This is a genomic window from Sphaerotilus microaerophilus (genome assembly GCF_023734135.1).
In the GTDB taxonomy this organism is placed as follows: Bacteria; Pseudomonadota; Gammaproteobacteria; order Burkholderiales; family Burkholderiaceae_C; genus Sphaerotilus; species Sphaerotilus microaerophilus.
Genome location: NZ_AP025730.1, coordinates 1155877 through 1175598 on the forward strand (window position 1 = coordinate 1155877; position 19722 = coordinate 1175598).

Sequence of the window (19722 nt, forward strand, 5' to 3'; positions counted from 1 at the left end):
GGCCTCGCCTTACAGGATGCCGGTGGCTTCGGTGAGCAGCCAGATGCCGATCACGAGCAGCACCGCGCCGATGGCGACCGTGAGGCCGAATTGGCCCCAGGTTTTGCGACCAGTGTGGATTTCCGCGTAGGTGCCGTAGGCGTGGTAGCACACGCCAATGAACATCGACGCCACAACCAGCAGGGCCACGAGCATGATGATGTCGTAGCCGTAGTTCCTGATCGTTTCCATGATGCCGTTGCCCGTGCCGCGGGTCGGGTTCTCCAGTTGCGGCAACCCCTGCGCGAACGACAGCGCGGGCAGCGCGGCGGCGCCCAGAGCCACGGTGGCGCGCTGGACAAAACGGGAAGTGAGGATGCGGTTTTGCATGGTCAGGCCTTTCAGGTCAGGAGAGGAGGAAGAAACTCAGGACGAGGTACATCGCGACGAAGCGGATGCAGACGCCGAGGAACTGGCGCTGGTTGAGGCGGCTCTCGGACCACCCCACGTAGGCCGTTCGGATGGCCCAGACGCCCCAGACGAGCAGGACCGCGAACACGACGCCGACCAAGACGGTCGCCATCGCGGAAGGCGCGATGCCGCTGTTGGCTTGAAATGCCGAGACCTGGGCGCCGTTCATGGCTTGGCCTCCGCGGTCGTCGGCGATGGCTCGACGGCCCGCTCGGTGCGGTAGTCGCCGGCCAGTTCGGCGGGGTCGCGCGGCTGAGCACGCGAAGGAAAGAGGTGCGCCTGGATGCCGGCGCGCACGCGCGCTAGGTCAGCCAGCAGCCGCGGGTAATCGAAGTGGTAGCGCTCGCCCGGCTGGACGGGAGCATGCGCGGCGCTGTCGGCGACGGTGCGCTCCAGCGCGTCGAGTTGGCGCAGCGCCGCGACCAATTCCTGGCGCTGCGCGGGGGGCTCGGCCAACGCCATCGGGGACTGGCCCAGCAGGAGGGCCGTCACGAGAAAAGTGGGCACGCCGCGATGCGCGGCACGCAGCCAGGTTGAAGCCACCATCGCGCCATTCCTGTGTGATCAGCAATGGCTCGATCGTGGAGATCAGGGCTGCTTTAGGCCGCAAACAATAGTAGGACTTACGCAAACGTTTAAATCAAACTAGATTATTTAATATATCGGCGCCGATTTCGTGGTATTTGTGATAATATATTCACCATGAAACCCACGAGCCGAGACTACTGCCAATTTCTGATATCCACACAAATCAACTACACGCAGACCTATTTTGCGGATCACCATCAGAGGTTTTCTCATGACGCCATAAATCGCTACTTGCAGGCTGCCAATATCAGCCCGGCCGATGTCTGGAATCTGGCCCGACGAAACATCGAATTTGACGACGATGCCTGCCTGGTTTTCGATGACAGCGTTCTGGACAAGAACCACTCGCACAAAATCGAGCTGGTGCGCAAACAGTACAGCGGCAACGCCCACGGCCTGATCAAGGGCATTGGGGTGGTCAACTGCCTGTACGTGAACATCAAGACCGGCCACTACTGGATCATCGACTGGCGCATCTATGCGCCTGACGAAGACGGCAAGTCCAAGCTGGATCATGTCCAGGAGATGTTCGACAATGCCATGGCGCACAAGAAGCTGCCCTTTCGCACCGTGCTGATGGACTCCTGGTACGCCACCATGGATCTGATGAAGCACATCCACCGGGCGGGCAAGCACTTCTACTGCCCGCTCAAGAGCAATCGCAAGGTTGACGACAGCCAAGGCCAGCAGCCCTACAAGGCGGTCAGTACGCTGCAGTGGAGTGCCCAAGAACATGTGCATGGCAAACACGTCAAACTGTTCAAGTTTCCCAGTGACATCAAGCTTAGGACTTACGCAAACGTTTAAATCAAACTAGATTATTTAATATATCGGCGCCGATTTCGTGGTATTTGTGATAATATATTCACCATGAAACCCACGAGCCGAGACTACTGCCAATTTCTGATATCCACACAAATCAACTACACGCAGACCTATTTTGCGGATCACCATCAGAGGTTTTCTCATGACGCCATAAATCGCTACTTGCAGGCTGCCAATATCAGCCCGGCCGATGTCTGGAATCTGGCCCGACGAAACATCGAATTTGACGACGATGCCTGCCTGGTTTTCGATGACAGCGTTCTGGACAAGAACCACTCGCACAAAATCGAGCTGGTGCGCAAACAGTACAGCGGCAACGCCCACGGCCTGATCAAGGGCATTGGGGTGGTCAACTGCCTGTACGTGAACATCAAGACCGGCCACTACTGGATCATCGACTGGCGCATCTATGCGCCTGACGAAGACGGCAAGTCCAAGCTGGATCATGTCCAGGAGATGTTCGACAATGCCATGGCGCACAAGAAGCTGCCCTTTCGCACCGTGCTGATGGACTCCTGGTACGCCACCATGGATCTGATGAAGCACATCCACCGGGCGGGCAAGCACTTCTACTGCCCGCTCAAGAGCAATCGCAAGGTTGACGACAGCCAAGGCCAGCAGCCCTACAAGGCGGTCAGTACGCTGCAGTGGAGTGCCCAAGAACATGTGCATGGCAAACACGTCAAACTGTTCAAGTTTCCCAGTGACATCAAGCTGAAACTGTTCCGGGTTGTGGTTGATACCAATCGCACGGACTGGGTTGTGACAAACGACCTATCTCAAGATTCGACGGACGATACGCATGAGATGTGTGCCGTGCGCTGGAAGATTGAGCAGTACCACAGGGAGATCAAGCAGGTTCTTGGCATCGAAAAATGTCAGTGCAGAATGGCCCGGTCACAGAAGAATCACATCGCCTGCGCGATATTGGCCTGGGTCCACCTCTGCGAGACGGCCAAAGCGCTGAAGACAAACATCTACAGCCTGAAGAAGGGAATCCTCTCGGAATTCCTCAAGAAGGAACTTCGGTCACCAACCATTCGCATGGCACCCATCTGACATATTGAGTCGAAATGGCGAATCATTGCGCTAGCTGAAGTGACCCTGCGTAAGTCCTAAAGCTGAAACTGTTCCGGGTTGTGGTTGATACCAATCGCACGGACTGGGTTGTGACAAACGACCTATCTCAAGATTCGACGGACGATACGCATGAGATGTGTGCCGTGCGCTGGAAGATTGAGCAGTACCACAGGGAGATCAAGCAGGTTCTTGGCATCGAAAAATGTCAGTGCAGAATGGCCCGGTCACAGAAGAATCACATCGCCTGCGCGATATTGGCCTGGGTCCACCTCTGCGAGACGGCCAAAGCGCTGAAGACAAACATCTACAGCCTGAAGAAGGGAATCCTCTCGGAATTCCTCAAGAAGGAACTTCGGTCACCAACCATTCGCATGGCACCCATCTGACATATTGAGTCGAAATGGCGAATCATTGCGCTAGCTGAAGTGACCCTGCGTAAGTCCTAAATAGGAACCCGCGGATGACCGGATTTATGGGAGATATAGACTCCCCGATCGGGAAGTGACTCACTCAATACTCGCAAGCCCTATGTTCCTTCTGACGCTCACAGCACTCGCAGTCTTGGCGCTATTCGCGCCAACGTATTTCTGGCTCCTGTCCGAGCGGTGCTACTACTGGCGACATCCGATCGCATGGGTCTTTGACGATGCGATGGTGCAAGGCATCGAGATGCCTACGGAGGTCCTTCTTTCTCCACTGCCCAACAGCGACTTTTCTTGGCAAGGACAAAGGCGCCAGGCAGAGCAGCTACGCTTGCACTACGGGGTTCGTAAACTGAGTGGGCGCCAGCGCAGTGCGTTGATGTAATTCATGCTGACGCCGTTGGCAGACCCGAAGGGGTTACAGGTACTTCTTGAAACTGCCTGCGGTCAGGCTCACGGCCAGTCCCAGCAAGGCGGCGCTCGGCAGCAGGATCACCAGCGGATGCACCGAGATCGGCAGCGCCAGGTACGTGACCCAGGGCAGCACAGCCAGCGGCATCAGGCTGGCTTTCGCGCGGTGGTAGATGAAGCCCGATTCCCGGCCCGCACCGAAGCGCCGCACGTCCCTCCGCACTAGGCCGTCGATCAGGCCGACGAACGCCGCAGTGAAGATCAGCGGCAACGTGAGCACCAGGACCAGCAGGCGCACAAGGAAGGTCAGCGTCGTGAAGGCTGCGGCGATCAGGTAGCTCTCGGTCCAGACATAGGCCTGGCTGATGTAGTAGCGAAAGTTGCGTGTCTGCCCGTGGCTGGGTGCACGGGCGCGCTCGGCGGTCTGGCTCATGCGCTCCAGCAAGCCCGAGCGCACGAACACCCATTCGTATCCGGTATCCACCAGCTCGTGCGCCGTGCGCCCCGGTTCCTGCACGACCACGCTGCGCGTGAAGTGGTTGGACAGGTGCCCCAACTCGTACTGCAACATCTGCTGGGAGTGTCGCCAGCCCTCGTCCTTCCAGAACAGGTGCATTCCGACGCACTCCACGACAATGGAGAACAGCAGCGAGCCGATCAGCACCCCCAGCAGCCGGAACGGCAAGGTGATGGTGCCGACGATCAGGCCTTGGCGCTGGTTCTGCTCCCGCTGCGCGGTCGAGGCGGCATCCTTCATGGCGAGGCCTCATTGCCGGCGCTGTCGTCGGTGGCCACCGGGCCAGGTTCGGCCGCAGCGGCATCATCCAGCAGGTCGTCGGGCAAGGCCCCGTCCTGCAACGCCGGGGAACTGGTGAACTCCCACCACTGCGTGGCCTCGCTGTAGCTCTGGCGCATGTAGCCCGCCAGTTGTTGCAGATCCTGCGGCATGACCTCATCGGGGTCCGGTGCCGGCAGCGGCATGCGAACCTTCCAAAGCTGGCCGCCCTGCAACAATGCGAAACATTGGCCCTTGGGTAAGGCGACGACGTGCGACGGCTCGATCATCGGCACGCTGGACATGCTGATGCGGTCCTGCGTGTTGCTGGTGAAGTCCGTCGCGCCGCGGATGTCCGAGCTGTCGGTCGCGCCGGAGACGATGGTGGTCGTATAGACCTCGACCTTCGGCAATTGCCGGGTCAGCAGTTCGGCGGTGGCCGTCTCCCTGACCCTCAGCATGAACAGATTGTTGAAATTGCCAATCACTTGACCCGCTTTGGCGCGGTTCCCGATACGGGCCTCGATGTCCGAAAGCGTCTGCGTGTACGCGGTGACCTGCAGACCGGCGCCGCCGCCTTTGTTGATCAGCGGCACGAACTCGTCACCCATCAGTTCATTGAATTCATCCGCGTGGACGTTGATCGGCACGCGCGTGCCAGCCGATGCGCCCGGCAGGCCGTCATCGATCCCGTGCTTGTAGATATGGCCTGCCACCGAAACGAGATCGCTGAACATCGAGTTGCCGACCGCTGCGGCGACCTCGGCATCGGATAGCGCGTCCAGGCCCACATAGACGACTGCGCGCTTTCGGATGACCTGCATCCAATCGAAGATCGGGCGCGGGTCGGCCAGGTCGGAATAGTTCGGGGCCAGGAGCTGCGCGATCTTGCCGCTCGTGAGCTTTTCCAGCAGAGGCAAGAGGCTGGCGACGATCTTGTCGAAATACGTCTTGTCGTACCGCACGGCAGAGCGCAAACCGTCCAGCACAGGGTCGTAGTTGCGGGCTTGTGACAGGTACTGCTCCAGCGCCACCACGCGCTTCTCGCGCCCAATCATGTTGCGCGGGATGTTCTTCTCGTTGAGCTTGGCCTCGATCTGGACGATCACCTCCCAGGCTTTGGGCTCGGTCTTGGCGAAGTAGTGCTGGGCGTACTCGATGAACAGCGCGTCGATGTTGATGACGTGCCGCTGGATCAGCATGTAGTCCGGGCGCTGCCCCAGTTCCACCAAGGCGCGGGCAATGATGTTGACGAAGCGCCACGCGAATTCCCTGAAGGCTGCGCTGTTGCCTTCGCCGGAGAGCTGCCCCGCGATGCGGGTGGCGACTTCCGAGATGCGACCGAATCGGCCTACGGCGTTGTAGCGTGCCGAAATGTCCGGCCACCCCAAATGGAAGACATAGAACTCGCCTTCGCGGCCCGCGCGCTTGGCCTCGACATACATCCGCTTCAGGAGATCAGCATCTCCTTTGGGGTCGATGACGATCACGACCTCGTGTTCGCCCGCGGCGTTCCTCCGGCGGATGTCTTGAGTGACGAAGAGTTCGGCCAAACGTGTTTTGCCCACCCTTGTCGTTCCCAAAACCAAGGAGTGGCCCACGCGCTCACCCAGCGGCAGGCTGACGTCCACCTCGTCGGGTTCGATGCCGTGCAGGCGCGGCAGGCCGCCCACTGGCGGCAGCGGCCGCACCGGATTGAAAGGCACGTCCCAGCCGGTGAGTTTCGATAGCCGGGACAGCGGGAACGGCGCGAACTCCAGCCGTTCCTCCAGGCGCCGGGCCAGCCGATAGGCCGGCGTCGGCTCGACGTAGCGCCGAAACTCTGGCCGGTACGTCTGCATGAGCCTATGGGTGTGTTTCTGCTCCCACAGAAAGCCGCGTCCCACAAACAGACGTTGCTGGCTGACCGGCACGTCCTTGCTGGTCATCACGTAGCGCGGCAGGCGACGGATGTTGCGCCGGTAGCGCAGGATGACGCGGGCATCGCGGTAGCGGATCGCGCCATAGGCTCCGAACGCCAGCGCGCTGCCGACACCCATGGCGGGGCTCAGCGCGAGCGACCACGGGGCCACCAGGGACAGAAACGCGGCGCCTGCACACGCCGCGACGGTATATAGCTCCACCGCTGGGCGAAGCAGAACCTCGACCGGCTGTTTCCCCGACATGGCTTCATTGCTCGATGCCGGTGGCCGTGACTAGCGCCGGGTAGTGCCGCAGGCCCAAGCGCTCGGCCAAGTCGTCGCCGGACACGGGTGCGAGGGGGACGCCGGGCACCCGTGTGCGCAGCCGCGCCAGGCCCTGAACGGTCTCGACGTTGACCACCAGACCGACCGCGCCGCGCTCGCGCAATGAGGCTGCATGGCGGTGCAACCAGGCCTGGGAAGCCTCGTCGTCGCCCACGACCACGAAGGGACGCAGGCCCGGGGCTTCGATCACCCGCCGCGTGACGGTGCCGGGCGTGAGCTTGGTGCTGCGCACCGGCAGCATCGCGGCCTCGTCCGCCGGCGTGGCCGGGATCTGAGGCGTCGGGATCGGCGACCGGGCCGGAGCGTTGGCGCGCGGCTGGAGGTTCAGGGATTCGTAGTACGGTAGCGCCGACGTGCCGCCACGGTCTTCGACCACGATCAGCGGCTCGCCGGCACGCGAGACCAGCGGCAGACCCGCCAGCAGCACGAGCAGGCCCTTTGCCGCGAGATGGGCCAGATGGGATTTCGTCATGGGGAGGTCTCCTGGCGCGCGGCGAGGACCGCGGCGGTTGCGCGCGCGCCCTGCACGCGCGCGAGGTGGCGGGACACGCTGCGCCGATAGCGGGCGGCGGGCTCGCCACCCGCGGGGCGGTGGTAACGGCCGATCGCCACCAGCCAGTCCTCGCCGGGGGTGTGCTGTTCTTTCAGGATCTCGGCGGCGATGGCGAGATTGCGGTACGGGTCGAGCAGATCGCATGCGCTGGCGTAGCGCTGCTGGTGGTAGCCGAGGTTGATCTGGCCCAGACCCGCGTCGATGCGCGTGTTCGGCGTGGAGCGCATGGCCTGCTGCAAACCGGCGCAGGCGTCGGCGCGGGTCGCATAGCGGCGCGATTGGCCGGCGACGTTGAGGGACCACGGCCACGGGACGATGCGCTCGTTGCGCCGGATGCCGCTCTCCTGCAAGGCCACGGCGTAGAGCACCGTCGAGGGAATGCCCGCGCGCTGGGCGGCAAGCTGGTAGGCCGGTGGCGGAACCTCCTGCGCCTGGGCGGCGCAGGCGCAGAGGCCAGCAGCGAGCACCAGAGCGCGCAACGGCGCCGTCAGGGTTGGCGCTGCCATTGGCCGTTCACTTCGCGCACGACCGCAGGCAAATCGCCGGGCAGGCCCAGCGACAGCCAGCGGCCGCCGTCGTGGTTGAGCGTGATGCTGCCGCTACGCACCCGTGCCGCGTCGATCTGTGCGCGCTTGGCCCAGTCGCGGATGCGCGCGTCGTCCTGGCGGCTGCCGACCATGTACAGGTCGAACTCGGTACCCGAGGATTGCAGGCGCTGCACGAGCTGTCCGCAGGCCACGCAGCCGTCCTTGACGAACACTGCCATGCGGCCGCTGCCGCGCACTGCGCCGGCGCTGGGCTTGTCGTCAGGCAGGTTCACCCGTTGCATGTCGGGGTTCAGGCGCTGCCAGGCTTCGTCATAGGCACGTTGATAGGCAAGCAGCTTCTCGACGCGGCGCGCTTCGATTTGCACCTGCAGTTCTGCGTAGCGCCGCCGTTCCTCGTCGGTGCGGGCCTCGATACCCAGGGCGGACAGCGGGTCCAAGTTGGGCGAGTAGATGCCTAGCGGCCCGTCCATCAACTCGCGATAGCGCGTCCATTCCTGCGGTTGCAGGCCCCACCCGCTTGCTACCTGGTCGCCCGGGGTTCGGGTGACCAGCGGACGCTCCTGGCTCTGCGCATTGCGGGCCGGGGCGGTGGCCGGCTGCTGCGCCCAGGCGGGCAACTGGGCGGATGCCAGCAGGAGCGCGGAAAGGATGATCGACGGCTTCATGTGGTGTGCTCCGGTCAGGGAATCGCCACGCGACGGGTCTGGTCGCCGGCCTGGAACACGGCGGTGTTGCCCTCAATCGCCTGTAAGCGCCACGGGCCGAGCGCATCACCTGGCAGCAGCACCTGAAGCTGGTCGGGCGTGAAGTCCGCGCTGCTCGGCGCGACGGACACGCTGCGCTGGCCAGCGCGCAATTCGGCGCCGACGACGCGGAACGGAAGCGGCGGCGGTTCGGGCTTGGCGGCGGCCTTGCCCGATGCGCGCGGCTGGGCGGGTGCGGCGGCGCGCGGAACGGGCGCAGCGGTCTGGCGCGCCTTGATCTGCTCGACCTCCGCGCGCAGCGCCTGAAGGTCGTCGGCAGCGGCATAGCCGCTCAGCGTTTTCTCAACCTGGGCTGCGCGTGCTTCCAAGACTTGGCGGGTGTCTTTGAGGTCTGCCGCCGTTGCGACGGCCGGACGCTGCTGGATGGCCTCGATCGACTCGACCAGGCCCGCCGACCGGGCTTCCAGGCGTTGCAGGCGGGAATCGAGCCGTTCCTGGTCGGCCTGGTCGTTCATGGTCTGGTAGCCCAAGGCTACGAAGACGCTGAGGCCGATCAGCCAGAGCCATAGAAGGCTCTGCACCACCACGGCGGCGGCCGGGCGCCGGGAAGCCTGCGGGGCGTTCATGGCTGGCCTCCCGAAACCGAAGGCTCCAGCGGGAACGTCTGCACCGCCTCGGCGGCGGGTGGCTCGGATGCGGGTTCGATAGCCGCGCTGTCGCCGGGGCGCTCGAAGCAAATCTGCCGTGCGCGATCATCCGCGTGCAGTTCCCAGGCCGGGCCAGCCAGTGTGAGCAGCGCATCGCGCAAGGTCATGGGGCCGAGGTGCAGGTGCGCCGCCGGCAGCGGCAGCGCATACAGCTCGATTACCGCGTGCGCCGTCTGGCACAGGCCGTAACCGCTGCGCTTGAGTACATGCCGCAGCCCATCGCCGACGGTGGCGCGGGCATCTTCGGGCATGGATACGTCGATGGTCTGCAACAGCAGGTCCCGCTGCGCCGCCGTGGGCGCTAGCTCGACCAGCGTGTAGCGACCGTAGCGCACAACGGGGATGTACTCGGGCGTCTCGGGTTCGGGCGCGGCCGAGACTTCCTCGATGGCATCAGGCGCGGGCGGCGCAGTCGTCGTCGCGCAGCCGCCAGCCAGCACCGACCAGAGCAGGCCGAGGACTCCCGCCAGCAGGCGGCGTTCGGGATGGTGAAACCAAGGTGGAGAGGGGCACATAAGCTCGGCGTCCTGAAACATCGAGCCCTCACCATCGCCGCTAAGGCCGGGGGCAGCAGCAAACAATGCGAACCACGCTGCGTCCGATTTGCCGACATAAAAAAACAGCCACGTCCACGGAAACCGTGGGCGTGGCTGCTAGGTGGGAACAACAGAAAGCCGGCGGCGCTAGGCCGGCGATGGCGTAGGGATCAGGCGGCGACCAGTTGTCGGGCCAGGGCGACTTCGACGGAATCACCGTCCTGATTGAGCACATCCAGCCCGGATTCGGGCACATCGCCCGAGGTGGACTGCGAGACCATGATCTTCTTGGCCATCAGCTCAAGGCAGGTCATCTGCGAGGAGCCGGCGTAGCCGAGGTAGATCACGCGCACGGACAGCTTCTGCCCGATACGCCAGGAGCGGCGTGCTGCCTGTTGGAGCGAGTACACGTTGTAGCCCGACTGCATGAACACGATCGTCGGAAACTCCAACAGGTCCAATCCCGTCTTGACAAGCTCGGGGTTGGTGATGAGCACGTCGATGCCACGGTCCAGCTGCTCGGCGATCCAGTCCTCGCGGCGGCTGGCGTCCACGCTCGCGCGCAGCACCGCCACCTTGAAGCCTTCCTGCTCCAGCAGCACCTTCAGGCGCGACGTGGTGTCGCGCGTGCCGGTATAGACCGTGTAGGCCAGGACCTTGCGGCCCTGCGCCTTCTCCTCTTTGCAGATGTCGATCAGCTCGCGCTCTTTCGGCGTCACCTCGAACTCGTTGAACTGAGCCGGAACGAACGCCAACGTGTTGCGCGTGCGTGGATGCACCACGGTCTCCGACCGGAAGCAGCAATCCGGCCAGGCCAGCAGCACGTTGAGGACCACGCCCAGCAGGGTCGTATCGCGTCGCGCCAGAGCCTGTTTCAACTCCGCGGTCAGCCGACCCGCCAGGTCGCGGTAGGCCGCGGCTTGCGCCGTGTCCATTGCGACTTCACGGAACTCTTCGTCATACGGCGGAAGCACGTTGCCGCCGATGTCTCTGAGCTTCAGGAAGATCGTGAACGGCAGGATGCAGCGCAACACGCCCTTGGGGCCGAAGCCTGGGGCCTTGACCGTTCTGACACTGACTTTCGTGCCTTTCGCGGTCTTGTGCGCCGTGCCGGTGCTCTCGGAATAAATGTCCTTCAAGACCCCGTGATCGCGCATGAACGCCATCGCGGCCGAGGTCATGCTGCCGCTCGTGGTCGGGCGGTAGCCGTCTTCGATCATCCGCCCGGGAAGGGCTCGGAACAGCAGGTAGAACAGATCGTCGCCGTAGCCGCCCATCAACGTGCCTGTCAGCAACAAGGTCTTGCGAGCCTTCGCTGCCAGCACGCCCATGGCCTGGCCCTGGGCGCTGCCGCCGTTCTTGTACTCGTGCGCCTCGTCGGCGATGAGCAGGTCGAACATGCCTTGCGGCAGGTAGCGCTTGATGAATTCGGACGGCTGATAGCCGCCCTCGCCAAAGCCGAACTCCATGTTGGCCATCGCACGTTCCATGCGCGTGGCTTGACGGTCGGAAAATACCAGCTCGCCGCTGCCGTCCATGAGGTTGATGAACTCATGCACGTTGTCTCCCAACATGGAGGCGAGGAAACCATCACCGAAGCGTTTCATGAGCTTCTGCGCGGTGACTTCGCCGATCGTCGGGATGCGCTTCAAGGCTTTGAGAACGGCCGAGGACTGATCGCTGCCGGACAGACTTCTCGGGCGGATCAGCGTCCACAGGGGCGCGGCGCAATGGCTGCACTTCCTGCGATACTCCTCGGCTTCGAGCGCGACTGGGTTGACCGGCTCGCCGTCGAGGTCGGTGATGACCGTGCCGCAGTCAGGGCACGCTGCCACGTCGCCATGGCGGGTGCGTCGCGTGGTGAAGACGGGCTTCCAGTGGAATCCCATCCGCATCCTGACGCGCCCCAGGACAAAGAACTCCTGGCCTGTGGGCTGCACACCCAACTGCTCGCGCAGCTTGATGAGCTTGACCAGCGTGTCCGGGCCGTTGAGCACCCAGACCTTTGCGCCCGCCACCGTCTCCTGGATCTCGCGCCGCCACTTGTAAACCAAATGGGGTGGCGAGAGAACTAAGGTTCGGCGGTAGCCTTCGGCGTTGAGGACTGCGGCCGTGGCAATACCGACGGTCGTCTTGCCGCAGCCCATTTCGCCATTGACGATCGCGGCGCGTTCGCCACGGTCGATCAGCAGCTCTGCGGCGGCATGGACGACTTCGGCCTGAGCTTGGAACAGCTTGCGCTTGAGGCTGGCGACGACGAGTTGGCGATGCGCCTGCGGTTGGCCGGCATAGACCGGTGGGTTGGCGCGGTTGAGCGAGTCGAGCAGTTCGTCGCCGAACTCACCAACGAAATCCTGAAGGCTCAGGGTCAGAGGGGATGATTCCGCATCGAGCAGTTCGCCCTGCACGGGCGTCGCGTCAGCGGCAGTGGTGTCGAGATCGAGGGACATGGTGATGCTCCAAAGAAAAATGGGGCATGCACCACCCCCAACAGGGCAATGGCATGCCCCAGGGTGGGAAGATCAATCGGCACACGGCCGACGGTGGATGGAAAACGCAGGCGCTGGCGGCCTACTGGTGAAACGTGCTCAGTCTTCGGACGGCAGCACGATGGATGTGAGATGGCGTTCCGCATCGGTGACGATGCGAATGCACAGCGCACGATGAATCACGTAGTGCGATTCCAGCAAAGCACCCGATTGAAGTGCGATGCCGTTGGCTTGCCACTGCCTGTCGCTGACGTCACCCCAGTCGCCACGGACATGGCGACGGAAGTACGGAATCGGGTCAAGACGACCGGCGCGGACCAGGCGGTCGATACCTTCGCTGAGGATGAGTGCACCTACCGGAAACAGCAGGTCCTGGCAGTAGGTTTCGATATGTCGGGATGCCATGGAGTCCTCCTTGATGGATTCATTGAGCCACGACGCCCCTAGCGGAGTGAAGTGGCTCCGTCAGGTGACTGGGATGACGATGGGTGACTTCAGATCATGTCGCGCTCTTCGGGAAGCTGGACCACCGTGGTCTGGTGGTCTTCGCTGGTCTTGACGATCAGAACCAGCTCGGGCGTGATCCGGTAATAGGAGATCATCAGGTTGTCCTGTTGGAGTGCGACGTCGTTGGCCTGGCGGGTGGCTTTGTCGATCTCGCCCCAGTCACCGCGTACATGGCGCTGGACATAGGTCAAGGGGTCGATCAGGCCTTTGCGGGCCAACCAATGCACCTTCTCGCTCAACTTCAGCGAGCCCGGTGCGAACAACGGTTGCTTCTGCGGCGCGGGCCGCTTGAACAGATTTGGGAACATGGTGTTTCTCCTTCGATGTGGTACAGCAGGACAGCAGCGCGTCCGGTGGATTAACGAATGGTCAAGACGTCGCCCCGTGTCGGGGAGCCAGGCGTCATGTCCCACGCGCGGATGACAGGTACGAACTTGTCGGTGAGGATGCGGGTCTCGGCGATGGAGCCGTCTTCGCGTTCGGTGAATTCCCGCTGGAGCGTCTTGTCCTTGTGGGTGTCACCTTTGACGACGAGCACGCGCCCCGTCTTGGAGCGCACAACCCCCGAGATCGCGCCTGCGGCCAGAGCCAGGGCGAGATGCCAGTGGGACAAGGCCCGCGCCGGTGGACGCAGCGACTGCTGCGCGGCCCCCAGGTGCGTGTCCCGCGACGGCCAGAGGCCTTGCAGCCTGCCAACCTCGTCGGCGAACTGCTTGGGCTCCATCGTCACGCGGAAGAAATGCTCCGGCTCGGCCGGACTGGCGGGGACGATGTACGGCAGGAACGGCCATTCGCTCGGCAGTTCGTCGGCTTCGATCTCGCCTTGCCCAACCTGCAGCAGCAGATTGCGCACGGCCTTGACGCCATCCGAGGCCTGCTCGCGCTGGCGCACCCGCCGGCCGAAGATCACCACTTGCTTGAACTGCGTCTCCACCGCTCGGTAGATGCGCAGGTCGGTGTAGTGGCGCGTCAGCCAGCCGACCAGCTCCGCGTCGAGCACGTAGCCGGGGACGATGAAGACCAGCACGCCGCCGTATTGCAGCAACGACAAACTGCGCTGGTAGAACAGTTTTTCGAGGCGGGCACGACCCTGGCCCTGATAGCCGATGTTGCCGTTGACGTCCTTGGACAGGTCGCCATACGGCGGGTTGAGCCAGAGCAGTCCGAACGACTGCTTGGAGACCATCGTGTCCATCAGGTCCGCGTGCAGGCAGTGATCGACCAGGCCGCGGGCATGGCGTGCCCGCTCCGCGTCGAACTCGACGGCGAACGCCTTGGCCTGCTCGCGCCCGAGGGCGTGGGCGGCTTCGGCGATCGCCACGCCTTCGCCGGCGCAGGGATCGAGGATGCACATCGGCCCGTCGCTGGGCATCAGTGCGTTGAGGGCTCTTTCGAGCGTGGGTTCATCAGTCGGGAAATACCCGTTCTTCACGAAATTGCGGGCAAGCCGCGGGAACATGAGGGCCATGGAAGTCTCCTGGTTGGCGGGGATGAAAGACGGAAGCACGCCAAGGCGTGCCTCCGAGGGTGGGTCAGGCCGCTACCACTTCCGGCGTCCAGATCTTGGCCGGGTATGGATAGGCGGTGAGCACGTCACTGCGGATCAGAGAGCCCAGCGCCAGGGTCAGCGTCGGCACGTCGATGGCGAGCCGATGGCCTTCCAGCGGCCCGAGGGCGAACGGAAGGCGGCCCAGCATCTCGCGGCTTTGCAGCAGTTCCAGCACGGTCTCGCGCCAGTGGTCGAGCAGCGGCAACGGGCACGTGTCCCGTACCAGCGTCCACAGGCGGTCGAGCCGGTGGGCGCTGTCGCGTGGCAGCAATGCCAGCGCGCTGGCGTTGGCCTTGTCGGGCTTGACGCAGCGCCGGTCGAACAGCCACACGTTGGACAGCGAACCGAACAGCGTTCGCCGGTAGGCGCGCGTGATGCGCTTTTCCAGGCGATCGACGTTGCCGATGAACACCGGGACGCTGCCGCCTTGGTCGGTGATGACGTGAAACTGGTCCAGTCCCTGCTCGTCGCGCCCGAGGGTCAGGCGAGCGAGGAACTGCTGGACGGCGGTGTCCCGCGCCCAGATCGACAGGAAGATCAGGTTGCCCTGGTCGTCGCCGACGCAGGCGTCGGCCATCACATCCGGGCATTCGTCGATGCGGTACAGCGTGGTGGAAGAAGTGTGTGCGGGCATGGTGGTGTCCTCGGATGAACGGGAACAGCACCGCCCGCTGGGGCAAGTGCTGCCCCTGGGGGTGGAAGAAAACCGCTCAGTCCGGCTCGAACTGCCGGGTGTGCGGGTTGAAGTGAAGCGCCTCGTCCACCGCGGTGATCGGCGTGAAGCCGTCCAGGTAGATGTTGTTGAGGTACTGGTCGCGGTAGGTCAGTGCCTGCCGCGCCTGTTCCTCGGTGAGGCCGTTGCTGATGAAGTACTCCAGCATCTCCTCGTCGGAGGACACTTCGTCGTTGGACAAACTCCCTTCAACGAGTGCCAGCAGCGAGGGGGAGAGCGCAGCCAGGATCAGGTCCATGTCGGTTCCTCCTGGCTCAGACCATCAGCGTTGCGGCGGGTGCCGTGACAGCCGTGGGTGTGCGTCGCCGAGCGTGGTAGGCGCGAACGCCTGCACGCCATTCGGCAGACTGCTCCGGTGCAAGGTCCAGATAGGACAGCGGGCACGAGTAGTAGTACGGGTGCATGGACTCGTCCAGCGGCTTGTAACCCCACTGGGCGCCGTTGCGTTCAAGCAGATCGCAGCGGATGTAGCGCAGGGACTGGCCGGGCGCAAGATCACGATGCACGCCTTCGACTTTGGCGGTCATTTCGACCACGGACCACAGCACGTTGCCGCGCAGTGTGTGGGCGATGACCTTCGCGCTTGCGCGCTCGGTCTCTTGCGGTGCGGTCAGTTCCGCGATCAGCTCGGACCGCGATTGGTGAGAGAAATACCAGCCCATGAGAGGCCTCCTGAAAAAGTAGAGCCGGAGGCCTCCCCCGCGGGGAAGAACCCCCAGCGAGTGGTGGAATGCCGCGTGTGCGGCGATCAAACCCAGTGCGGCCTATGAACCGCATCCGGCCGGGCAGCAGCCCAGTTCGATGCCATGCGAGCAATAGCCGTTTGCGGCATTCCAGTCCTGGGTTTCCTGCCGTTCGGCAGGCGTTGCGTAATCCCATTCCTGAGCTGCGATTTCTAGCGCTTGAACGCGCTGGTCATCCGGCAATCGGCTGGCGTGCGTGTCGATCTCCGAACTGAAGAGCGTCACGTAGTGGTCGTAGGACAGGCCGCAGCCACGCTGGGCGTGTTCAGCAGCCGTCCTGCAAAGAGCCCGCCACACGGTTTCATCCAGCGTTGAACGGGGGGTATCGCAAGCGATGGTGGACATGATGAAGACCTCCAGAAGAAAGCCGGGGCCTCCCCCGCATGGGGAAGGAACCCCGGCGGGTGGATGAAGAACACCGCGGATGCGGCGTCTGCGATCACGCAGGTTGCAGTTCGGCCTGGCGGCTCCATTCCTGCGTCTTGAAGTCCAGCGCGTAGCCCAGTTCGCCCAGGCGGGCGATCTGTGTGCGCAGGGCGCGGCGGTCGATGGTTGAATCCAATTTCACGGACTCGCCCAGCGGCCACAGCAGGCCGAACAGCGCGGCGTCGCCGTCTTCGATGCTGCCAGGGGCAGCGGTCGCGGCGGGCGGTGGCGCATCCACGCCGAAGGGCGTGGTATCGACCAGCGGGTCAGCGGACGCCTGTACGGGTGCAGGTTTGGCGGGCCTGGACGTTCTGGCGGGCTTGGCCGGCGTTGCCGCAGGCTGCGCCCCCAGCTCTTCATCGAGTGGATCGACGTCCTGGGTGGCGAAGCTGCGGGCTTCGTCGCGGCTCAGTTTGTCGATGCCGTTGAGCGTCATTCCGTCCAGGTTGGCGCGGATCTCGAACCGCATGCCGTCGCCGACCGGATAGGACTTCGGAAAGATGTAGCGGATGATGAATTCCCCGTCGTATTTTCCTTCGGGGTACTGCTCCAGCTCCGCATCCTTGACCGCGAACTTGCCGATGGGGGTGACAAGGCGGCCAACGGTGAACGGGCCGTTCTTGCCGCGTATGGTGCGCAGCGTGAGCTGGCCCGGAACAATGATGGGCGATACCGATTGCTCGGGCGCCGATGTGGTTGCCATGTTGGTTCTCCTGATGACGAATAGCGGGCCGCCGACGGCGCCCGGTGGATGAGAGGAAATGGACCTCACCCGAGCTGGGCGAGGTCCGCTTGGCATCACGCCTTGAGCTGGCGCATGCCTTCGGCCAGCAGCCACAACGCCCGGTTCAGGCGCAGGTTCTGGTCGATTCCTTGCACCGGACGGGTGCGTTGATTGCGGCCATTGGCCGAGCGTCCATTCAGTCCCCCTTTGACGAGGTTCTCCTGGACGCGGTTGAAGACGGCCCACAGGTCGTTCTTGCGATCGTCCCAGCGCCTGGGCGCCAGAAGTTGGCTCTCCGTGACAGGGGTGGACTTGGCCGGGTCGTCGTACTTGAGTGCGAGCGCGGAATTCGCAAAGATTTCCGCTTCGCCCTCATCGAGGGTGATGGTGCGCATCGCATCGCGCGCGTCCTGCACGCGCTCGAAGCCTTCGAGAACCTCGTAGGCGCCTTCGATCACCTGGCTTGCCACGTCGCCCTTGTGAGGAACGCGGATGTCGGCGGTGGTGTCACCGCAGACCAGGCCGTTGTGGCAGACGAACCGGAACATGCCGGCAAGCATCTGGTAGCTGCTCGTGCCGTCGTGGCTGTTGAGCAGGATGATCTCGTTCGCCTCATCGCCGTTGATCTGGCTTGCATGGCGAAGTCGGATGAGATGCTTGGTGTACTCGCGCCGATCCTCGTTGCGCACGCGCGTCTGGCACACCATGAAGGGCTCGAAACCCTCCTGGCGCAACCTGGTCAGCACGACCGAGGTCGGTATGTAGGCATACCGATCGGACCGGCTCCCATGTGGAGCGTCGGCAAAGATCGAGGGAACAACGGCACGAATACGGTCGTCCGAGAGTGGGCGATCGGAGCGCAGGATCGGGGATTGCGGAGCAAAACGGGATGCCAGAGACATGGCTGATCTCCTTTGAGAAATGCGGTAACCGCGCGGTCGTGTGACCACGCGGGACTCGGGGGATGAAAAGACGCAAGCACCTTTGGCGTCTTGGGGACGCGGCGGATGCTGGGGAGGAGAAGCGACAAGGCCCCATGAGGGGCCATGCCGGATCAAAACGAAGCGACCAAGGCCGGCTCCTGCTCCTCGACTTCACCCTCGGGCTCGCGCTCGGCGGACTCGACGGGTAGGTCGGAAACGGCGTCGGCGGCAGTGTCGATGGCGTTGTCGGCTTCGGGCGCGGGTGCGTCCTCCACCGTTGGCGCCTCGGCTTGCGCTTGGCTCATCGGATAGACCTGGGTGCCATCGATCTTGATCAGACCGATGTGGATCAGCGTCGACTCCAGGCTTGCGGCCGGTGCCCCAGCGTGCTCGCCCTTGGTACGGATGTACGGATCGATCTTCATATCGTTGAGACGGAAGGCGATCAGCACCTTGCGATCCCCTTCGATGGCCTGCACGCATCGGCGAACCAGATGCTCGGCCCCGGGGGTGGCGACGATCGTGTCGAAGTACCGATATTCCGGTTCATCGACAGGTCCGGCCAATGCGGCGATGGAGCACGACAGGAACGGATCGCCATCCTTGGGGGTGACGTCCTTCGGACGGTTGAGGTAGCCGATGCCACGGGTAATCAGCTCATGCTGCTCGATTGAAGCCAGTTCGGCCCGCTCGATCGGCTCGGCCTTGAGCAGTCGCGCCTTGAGGGACGCGGCGGCCTTGCCCTGGTTTTCGCCCTTGTCGCGGATGTACGCATCGCCCCAGAGGTCGCCAAGGCGGAAGCGCACCAGCGGGCGCTGCTTGGGATCGTCAACGCCGATGTAGCGCTGAACGAGCTTCTTGGCCTCGGCACCCGAGACCTTGACATCGAAGTAGCGGTAGCTGGGGTCCCTGGCGGGGCCGACCAATGCGGCGATGGTGCATGCCAGGAAGGGCTGCGCACGGCGGCCGCCCCTGACGGGCACTTCACGGACACGCTGGATGTAGCCGATGCCCGATGTGTGGAGGTCGAAATACGATTTCTCGTTGGACGTGGTGTTCATGGTGAATCTCCATTGGGAAAAGCGGAGACACACCGAGCCCACGCATGCGGGGAAAGGTGCGTAACCCCGCGGTGGGTTGATAAGGCGAAAGCATCCACCACCAGAGACTGGTGGCCGCTCGCGTATGGATGCGGTGCGAGCTGGCTCGGTCACGCAGTGGAAACTGCGCCGCAACCTCGAAGACCGATGGTTGCCTGGCATGTCGCTGACAACGTCAGCAGGCATGGGGTCAGCATGGGCGGCCCTTGCGCGCGCGGCAGCAATCAATTGGCATCCGGGTGTTTCCCTTTGTCCACGCAGCCCGGTTCAGCGCAAAAGAAAGCCCCCGGTGCGGGGGCTGCGAGGGGCGAGCGTCAGTTGCCGCTCTATGCGGGAGGAACCACCTCCAGTGACAAATGTGTGGCGGTGGCCGACAGCATCAGGTCGTCTGCGGTGTGCAGAATGCGCGTGAATACGCCGTCCTTCGGGTCGAAGTACTCCGCGAAGTCGTCGCCGCCCAGTTCGGCGCGCGCCAGTTCCCACCAGTCGTCGAACGGGTCGGTATCCGGGTTGCAGCCGACGGCATAGGCCAGCAGCTTCACACGCCCATCCGGGCGTCGCTCTCCCTGCTCGGCGAGGAAGTACACGCCCTGGTCCTTGACCAGGATGACGCGGCATTGACCAGCGATCGCCTCGGTCAGCACAGGCCGCAGGTCGGAGCCTTTGAATCGCAGTGACATGGT

23 protein-coding genes and 2 pseudogenes are annotated in these 19722 nt (G+C 63.6%); 3 read left to right on the forward strand and 22 right to left on the reverse strand.

Annotated features, from left to right (window positions below):
• Positions 1-9: 9 nt before the first annotated feature.
• From NGK70_RS04975 to NGK70_RS04985, 3 genes are read right to left on the reverse strand one after another with little or no spacing between them, the layout of a single operon-like run.
• Positions 10-369: a TIGR03745 family integrating conjugative element membrane protein gene (locus tag NGK70_RS04975; RefSeq protein ID WP_009876604.1), complete on the reverse strand. Its 360-nt coding sequence runs from the start codon at positions 367-369 to the stop codon at positions 10-12.
• 16 nt (positions 370-385) lie between these two features.
• The gene (locus NGK70_RS04980) at positions 386-619 is read right to left on the reverse strand and encodes a TIGR03758 family integrating conjugative element protein (RefSeq protein ID WP_003050225.1); all 234 of its coding nucleotides are present in this window, start codon (positions 617-619) and stop codon (positions 386-388) included.
• A complete protein-coding gene (locus NGK70_RS04985; protein ID WP_247735634.1) occupies positions 616-996 on the reverse strand; it encodes an integrative conjugative element protein, RAQPRD family in 381 nt (126 codons plus the stop codon). Before NGK70_RS04985 ends, NGK70_RS04980 begins: the two co-directional genes overlap by 4 nt.
• 156 nt (positions 997-1152) lie before the next feature.
• Here NGK70_RS04985 and NGK70_RS04990 point away from each other — a divergent pair.
• From NGK70_RS04990 to NGK70_RS05000, 3 genes and pseudogenes are all read left to right on the forward strand, one after another.
• Positions 1153-1833 (forward strand): annotated as a pseudogene (locus NGK70_RS04990) (IS701 family transposase); the annotation flags it as partial.
• Between the two features lie 75 nt (positions 1834-1908).
• Positions 1909-2922, forward strand: coding sequence for an IS701 family transposase (locus tag NGK70_RS04995; protein ID WP_251969112.1), 1014 nt, complete (start codon positions 1909-1911; stop codon positions 2920-2922).
• 56 nt (positions 2923-2978) lie between these two features.
• Positions 2979-3329, forward strand: a pseudogene (locus NGK70_RS05000) (transposase); the annotation flags it as partial.
• A 454-nt stretch (positions 3330-3783) separates the two neighbouring features.
• Here NGK70_RS05000 and NGK70_RS05005 read toward each other — a convergent pair.
• The 19 genes from NGK70_RS05005 to NGK70_RS05095 form a co-directional block, all read right to left on the reverse strand.
• Positions 3784-4533: a TIGR03747 family integrating conjugative element membrane protein gene (locus NGK70_RS05005; protein ID WP_247735635.1), complete on the reverse strand. Its 750-nt coding sequence runs from the start codon at positions 4531-4533 to the stop codon at positions 3784-3786.
• A complete protein-coding gene (gene traD / locus NGK70_RS05010; protein ID WP_247735636.1) occupies positions 4530-6716 on the reverse strand; it encodes a type IV conjugative transfer system coupling protein TraD in 2187 nt (728 codons plus the stop codon). Before traD ends, NGK70_RS05005 begins: the two co-directional genes overlap by 4 nt.
• A 4-nt stretch (positions 6717-6720) precedes the next feature.
• Positions 6721-7269: an integrating conjugative element protein gene (locus tag NGK70_RS05015; protein ID WP_247735637.1), complete on the reverse strand. Its 549-nt coding sequence runs from the start codon at positions 7267-7269 to the stop codon at positions 6721-6723.
• Positions 7266-7856 (reverse strand): transglycosylase SLT domain-containing protein, encoded by a 591-nt coding sequence (locus NGK70_RS05020; protein ID WP_247735638.1) that lies wholly within the window; start codon positions 7854-7856, stop codon positions 7266-7268. The genes NGK70_RS05015 and NGK70_RS05020 overlap by 4 nt, the downstream gene beginning before the upstream one ends.
• Complete coding sequence (locus NGK70_RS05025; RefSeq protein ID WP_066126875.1) at positions 7838-8563, reverse strand: TIGR03759 family integrating conjugative element protein; 726 nt, start codon at positions 8561-8563, stop codon at positions 7838-7840. Before NGK70_RS05025 ends, NGK70_RS05020 begins: the two co-directional genes overlap by 19 nt.
• A gap of 14 nt (positions 8564-8577) precedes the next feature.
• Positions 8578-9228 (reverse strand): hypothetical protein, encoded by a 651-nt coding sequence (locus NGK70_RS05030; protein ID WP_247735639.1) that lies wholly within the window; start codon positions 9226-9228, stop codon positions 8578-8580.
• Positions 9225-9824, reverse strand: a complete 600-nt coding sequence (pilL2, locus tag NGK70_RS05035; protein WP_247735701.1) for a PFGI-1 class ICE element type IV pilus protein PilL2 — start codon at positions 9822-9824, stop codon at positions 9225-9227. The genes NGK70_RS05030 and pilL2 overlap by 4 nt, the downstream gene beginning before the upstream one ends.
• A 191-nt stretch (positions 9825-10015) precedes the next feature.
• Positions 10016-12295 carry a helicase-related protein gene (locus NGK70_RS05040; RefSeq protein ID WP_247735640.1) on the reverse strand — a complete coding sequence of 760 codons (2280 nt, stop codon included), beginning with the start codon at positions 12293-12295 and terminating at the stop codon, positions 10016-10018.
• A 138-nt stretch (positions 12296-12433) separates the two neighbouring features.
• The gene (locus NGK70_RS05045) at positions 12434-12739 is read right to left on the reverse strand and encodes a hypothetical protein (RefSeq protein WP_247735641.1); all 306 of its coding nucleotides are present in this window, start codon (positions 12737-12739) and stop codon (positions 12434-12436) included.
• 89 nt (positions 12740-12828) lie between these two features.
• Positions 12829-13149 (reverse strand): methyltransferase, encoded by a 321-nt coding sequence (locus NGK70_RS05050; RefSeq protein ID WP_100773606.1) that lies wholly within the window; start codon positions 13147-13149, stop codon positions 12829-12831.
• A 50-nt stretch (positions 13150-13199) separates the two neighbouring features.
• Positions 13200-14333 (reverse strand): DUF6094 domain-containing protein, encoded by a 1134-nt coding sequence (locus tag NGK70_RS05055; RefSeq protein ID WP_256490839.1) that lies wholly within the window; start codon positions 14331-14333, stop codon positions 13200-13202.
• A gap of 40 nt (positions 14334-14373) precedes the next feature.
• Positions 14374-15024, reverse strand: a complete 651-nt coding sequence (locus NGK70_RS05060; RefSeq protein ID WP_009876587.1) for a hypothetical protein — start codon at positions 15022-15024, stop codon at positions 14374-14376.
• 76 nt (positions 15025-15100) lie between these two features.
• Positions 15101-15361 carry a hypothetical protein gene (locus NGK70_RS05065; RefSeq protein WP_100773603.1) on the reverse strand — a complete coding sequence of 87 codons (261 nt, stop codon included), beginning with the start codon at positions 15359-15361 and terminating at the stop codon, positions 15101-15103.
• A gap of 16 nt (positions 15362-15377) precedes the next feature.
• Positions 15378-15785 (reverse strand): hypothetical protein, encoded by a 408-nt coding sequence (locus NGK70_RS05070; protein ID WP_247735643.1) that lies wholly within the window; start codon positions 15783-15785, stop codon positions 15378-15380.
• Positions 15786-15887: 102 nt separating this feature from the next.
• Entirely contained in the window at positions 15888-16211 is a 324-nt protein-coding gene (locus tag NGK70_RS05075) for a hypothetical protein (RefSeq protein ID WP_247735644.1), read from the reverse strand.
• 94 nt (positions 16212-16305) lie between these two features.
• Positions 16306-16995 (reverse strand): DUF3275 family protein, encoded by a 690-nt coding sequence (locus NGK70_RS05080; protein ID WP_247735645.1) that lies wholly within the window; start codon positions 16993-16995, stop codon positions 16306-16308.
• 95 nt (positions 16996-17090) lie between these two features.
• Positions 17091-17918 (reverse strand): DUF932 domain-containing protein, encoded by an 828-nt coding sequence (locus NGK70_RS05085; protein WP_011871441.1) that lies wholly within the window; start codon positions 17916-17918, stop codon positions 17091-17093.
• Positions 17919-18070: 152 nt separating this feature from the next.
• Positions 18071-19000: a DUF3577 domain-containing protein gene (locus NGK70_RS05090; protein ID WP_247735646.1), complete on the reverse strand. Its 930-nt coding sequence runs from the start codon at positions 18998-19000 to the stop codon at positions 18071-18073.
• 365 nt (positions 19001-19365) lie between these two features.
• Positions 19366-19719 (reverse strand): DUF3085 domain-containing protein, encoded by a 354-nt coding sequence (locus tag NGK70_RS05095; RefSeq protein ID WP_247735647.1) that lies wholly within the window; start codon positions 19717-19719, stop codon positions 19366-19368.
• Positions 19720-19722 lie beyond the last annotated feature (3 nt).